At 73.3% G+C, this 4,772-nt stretch carries 5 protein-coding genes; 3 read left to right on the top strand and 2 right to left on the bottom strand.

What is annotated here, in order from left to right:
* Positions 1-646 (bottom strand): SCO6745 family protein (locus tag MXD58_RS20150; RefSeq protein WP_250609730.1); only part of this gene is annotated, 646 nt, incomplete at its 3' end.
* 938 nt (positions 647-1,584) lie between these two features.
* On the opposite strand from MXD58_RS20150, the gene MXD58_RS20145 reads away from it, so the two are divergent.
* A complete protein-coding gene (locus MXD58_RS20145) occupies positions 1,585-2,895 on the top strand; it encodes an acyltransferase family protein (RefSeq protein ID WP_248837847.1) in 1,311 nt (436 codons plus the stop codon).
* Here the strand turns inward: MXD58_RS20145 and MXD58_RS20140 are convergent.
* Positions 2,888-3,709 carry a helix-turn-helix domain-containing protein gene (locus MXD58_RS20140; RefSeq protein ID WP_248837846.1) on the bottom strand — a complete coding sequence of 274 codons (822 nt, stop codon included), beginning with the start codon at positions 3,707-3,709 and terminating at the stop codon, positions 2,888-2,890. The two genes, MXD58_RS20145 and MXD58_RS20140, sit on opposite strands and share 8 nt — an antisense overlap.
* A gap of 122 nt (positions 3,710-3,831) precedes the next feature.
* On the opposite strand from MXD58_RS20140, the gene MXD58_RS20135 reads away from it, so the two are divergent.
* Entirely contained in the window at positions 3,832-4,425 is a 594-nt protein-coding gene (locus tag MXD58_RS20135; protein WP_248837845.1) for an NADPH-dependent FMN reductase, read from the top strand.
* Positions 4,426-4,581: 156 nt separating this feature from the next.
* The coding region (locus MXD58_RS20130) for a hypothetical protein (protein ID WP_250609729.1) at positions 4,582-4,772 on the top strand (191 nt) is incomplete at its 3' end.

The following is a 4,772-nucleotide window of genomic DNA, read 5'->3' as shown; positions in this document are numbered from 1 at the left end:
GGTCGAGCCAGCCGCGCGAGCGCAGGCGCTCGGCCGCCGCGTCCCACTCGTCGTCCGTCCAGCCCCGGATCCGCTGGTAGAACGCCCGGTCGGTGCCGCCCCGCCCGACTCGCCAGACGAGGCTCTCCGGGCCGTCGAGACCGGCCGTGACCAGTGCGGCGATATGGCCGTCGCCGCGGTGCTCCCGCAGCGCGGTGGTGGCCTGCCACACGGTGCCGAGCGGGTCGTCCGGCCAGGGCAGCGCGGCGTTCGCGGCGCCGAGCACGCGGCCGGCGACGGGCAGGCGCTCCACCACCGAGCGCAGCAGCCCGGCCAGTTCGGTCAGCTCGTCGGCGCCCAGGGCGCCGAGATGCGGTTCGAGCGCCGCGCGGGCGGCGTCCAGCCGCACGGCGAGGGCATCCTTGGTCGAGAGGTGGGTCCAGATCGCCGGCACCACCGTGGACACCATCGCGGGAGAGAAGCTGAAGAACGCGCCGACGACGGGGGCGGCCTCGACCGGCCCCAGCGGCGCCGCCCGGCCGGCGAAATAGGCCCGCCAGTAGCCCTTCAGCCCCGCGTCCTCCCAGACGGCCGAACTGGCTGGGGAGAAGTAGGGCACGCCGTGCACCGGTTCGAACAGTCGCCACAGGCGCTGGGCCACGTCCATTCCTGACACAGTTCCACCCGGCTCCGTGCGGTTCAACCCGCGGGCCCGTCCCGCGCTGACGCGGCGGTGCCCGCAGGCCTCGGTGGACGCCCGTGATGGTGACTTCGCGGGGTGATGCTTGCGGTTCGTGGTGAGTTGACCGCAGCTGTGACGTCGCTGTGGATGTGCGCCCGGCGGTGACCCGCCGGTTGGTGGCGCACGACCGGCACCGATGCCACCAGCTGTGTCTGTACGGAGGCGGATTGTCAACATCGGCTCGCGGCGTGGCGGACCCCGCGTCCATGCTGACCCGGTGAACGGCGCGCGACCGCGGGGATGCCTGACGGCCCCGCCGGCGCCCGAGGGTGGGCCCGCCGGCGGCGTGGCGCGCGGGATGCCGCTGGCCTGGCGCGATTGCGACTGGCGGCACCGCGCCCGGAGATCAGGCCGCGCCCGGCGCGGGGGCATACGGACCGACGGACGCGGCGAGCGCCGGCCGCAACCGGCACACGCGGATCCACGTGGAGGGGACGACCGATCCGCGCGACCCGCGTTCACCAGGAAAAACGCGGAGAGTGATCTCATCGATGCGCATGGTCGACGTTGTGGGCGAAAGTCGGCTCAATCTGACAGGTGACCCCAAGGTTAGAGAGATAGCAATAGTGCAAAACGGACAGGGGACGGGTGGCTCGACGGAGTGACGGGAGCGGTGGATGGCAGAGCACGGACACGACCCGAACGGCGGCCAGTGTCGCGTGGACGTGATGGCCCCGGGCCGTACGCCCGTCCGCCGACGCGCGCCGGTGAAAGCACGTCCGCCGGCGCAGCCCCATCCGCCGGTTCCCCGTGATTCGCCGCCGCCGAACCGTCCCCCGTGGCCGAGCCGTTCCGCCACAGAAGATCACTCGTCGTCATCGATTCGTACGCACCCTGACAGCCGTCCGCCCGCGGACGGAAGCTTGTCCGCGGACCGGCCGCCGGCGCAGGACCATCGCCCGGCACCGGAGCGACGAAGCGCCACCGTCGCCACCGGCCGCAGCGGTCGGGTGGGAGACGGGCCGGGACGGCGCGGACTTCGCCCGGCCGGATACAACCCGGCGCTGGACGGGGTCCGCGCGCTCGCGGTGCTCTGCGTGCTCGTGTTCCACATGGACGCGCTACCCGGCGGCTATCTCGGCGTCGACGTGTTCTTCGTGCTCAGCGGATTCCTCATCACCGGCGGGTTGCTCGCCGAGCGGGACCGTACCGGCGGGATGTCGCTGACCCGCTTCTACCTGCGGCGCGCCTATCGGCTCCTGCCCGCGTTCTGGCTGCTGGTCGCCGTCGCCACCGGCTGGGTCGTGGTGCTCGGTATGGGCACGGCAGGCGAGCGCAGGGAGTTCCTCGACAGCCTGGCCTCCTCGACGCTCTACCTGAACAACTACTTCCAGGTGGTGAAGCAGAGCACGGGAGCCGGCTGGCTCGGGCACACCTGGTCGCTGTCGTTGGAGGAGCAGTTCTACCTGCTCTGGCCGCTGGTCCTGATCGTGCTGTGCCGCCGGCCGCGGATCGTCGACCGGCTGCCCGTGGTGCTGCTCGGCGGCGCGGTCGCCGTGGCGCTGTGGCGCAATGTGCTGGTCGCGTTCGGGGCGCAGGGCACGCGGACGTACTTTGCGCTGGACACCCGGGCGGACGCGCTGCTGGTCGGCTGTGCCCTGGCCGCCTGGCTACGTGCCGCGCGCCGGGCCGCGGACGGACGCGGTGGTGTGGCCGAGGCGTCGAGGCGTCGCGTCGGCCTGGAGAGCATGATCGGCGCGCTGCCGGTCATCGGCACCCTCGCGCTCGCCATCCTGGCGGTGGAGGTGGTGAGGGCACCCAGCGGCTGGGGGCCGCCGACGATACTGACCCGCGGCGGCTACACCCTCATCGCGTTGGTCGTCGCCGCACTCATTCTCGCCCTGGAGCAGGGGGCGACGACGAGCTGGCTGTTCCGCGTCCTCGCCGCGGCACCGCTGGCCTGGCTCGGCCGAATCTCCTACGGCTTCTACCTCTGGCACTTCCCCGTGGTCGCGCACTGGGGACCCGACCTCACCGACACGCTCGGCCGCTGGCCGGCCATCCTTGCCGTCGGCGTCATCTCGGTGGCCCTGGCCGCCGCGTCGTACTACCTGCTGGAACAGCCGATCCAACGCGCCCGCGCGGCCCGGTCGAAGGCGCGCTCGGGCCAGCCGGCTCCGGCTCCGGAGCTGGTCGAGCGCGACGCCCTGGCACCCGTCGGGGCACTCAGGTGACGGTGCCGCGCTGCACGTGCAGCCTGCGCAGCGCGTCGGCGCTCGCGTCGTCGCCCGGCAGGAACGCCACGAACTGCTGGGCATCGCTCGGCGGCAGCTCGAGGACCTCACGGTCCAGGCGCAGCTCACCGACCGTGGGATGGACCCAGCGCAGGCGGCCGCGCGTCGGCAGCGCGTGCTGGTCGCGCCGGCGGGTGAACTCCTCGCCGGCCGCGGCGGCGAGCTCGGCGCTGAACCCGGTCGTACGCTCGGCCGACGGGCCGAGCCACAGGTCGAAGGCGCGTTCGTCGGCGAGCGTGCCCCAGTCGGGGAAGACCGCGCGGGCCCGCGCGTCGGTGAACACATAGCGGGTGAGATTGGGCCGGGGTCCGTCGAGCAGCCCGCAGGGCCGGGCGAGCAGGTCGAAGCCGGCGGTGAACGCGAGGAGATCGCCGAGGCGGTTGGTGACCAGCGCGATCCCCGGCTCGAACTGGTCGAGCAGGGTGAGCACCGCCGGCCGGACATCCGGGCGGGGCTGGGCGAGCCGGCCGACGCACACCCCACCGCCGATCTTCGTCAGGTGCCGCAGGTGCTCCCGTTCGGTGACGTTGAGGCGCAGCGCGCCCGCCAGCGCGTTCACGACGGCGGGCGACGGGTTGCGATCACTGCCCTGCTCGATCCGGATCAGGTACTCCACGCTGATGCCGGCCAGCGACGCCAGTTCCGAACGGCGCAGCCCCGGGACGCGGCGGCGCGCGCCCACCGCGAGCCCGAGCGCCTCGGGTCGCGTCGCGTCGCGCCTGGCACGGAGGAACTCACCCAGCGGCGTGCCCACCCGGACACTGTATGACCGCGACGGCCCTCGCCCCAGGGCACCGGCCCCGAGATCATGGCCCTACGGGGGCCACCCTGGAGCCGGTCTGGCTGCGGCCGGGCGGCGTGCGTGACGCTGGGGACATGACCGACAGCGGCAGACTCGCGATCATCATCGGCAGTGTCCGGGAGGGCAGGTTCGGCCCGGTCGTCGCCTCCTGGGTCGCCGAGCAGGCCACGACCCACGGGGGTTTCGACGTCGACGTCATCGACCTCGCGGACTTCGACGTCCCGCTGGTCCTGCCGGCGGCGTCACCGAAGTACGCCGGCGACGCCTACCCGCGCCCGGAAGGCATGCGTCCCCTGACCGAGCGGCTCGACGCCGCAGACGCCTTCATCATCGTGACCCCCGAGTACAACCACAGCTATCCGGCGTCGCTGAAGGCCGCCATCGACTGGCACTTCACGCAGTGGACGGCGAAGCCGGTCGCGTTCGTCAGCTACGGCGGCGCGGCCGGCGGGCGGCACGGCGCCCTACACCTGGAGAACGTCCTCACCGAACTGCACGCGGTGACCATCCGCGACGGACTGGCGTTCCCCGCGTACTTCACCACCTGGGACGGTGGCCGACCGCTGGATCCCACCGCCGCCGGCTACGCCACCACGCTGCTCACCCAGCTCACCTGGTGGGCGACCGCGCTGCGCCGGGCCCGCGCCGAGACGCCGTACCCGGCCTGAGACGACCAACCCGCCCGAGTCGACCAACCCGGCTGGGTCGACCAACCCGGCTGGGTCGACCAACCCGGCTGGGTCGACCGTCTCGCTGGCTGGCGCCCTCCATCGGTGCGGGCTGTGCCTTGACCGGACTCGGGCGGCGCGGCTTGGGTCAGACCCATGCCCGCCGACCGGAAGCCCGCCGACCGGAAGCCCGCCGGCCCGAAGCCCGACGTCACCACACCCGCGCAGCGGACATCCCCGGAGCGCACGCCCGCCGAGCCTGCGCCCGCCGAGGTCGCGGCCCGCCGCCTGTGGCGGCTGTTCGAGCCGGTGCATGCCGTCACCTACTTCACCCCGGTGTGCGCCGC

Origin of the sequence: Frankia sp. AgKG'84/4 (assembly GCF_023242965.2) — a bacterium.
Taxonomy (GTDB): domain Bacteria; phylum Actinomycetota; class Actinomycetes; order Frankiales; family Frankiaceae; genus Frankia.
This window is presented reverse-complemented; position numbering and strand designations above follow the sequence as displayed.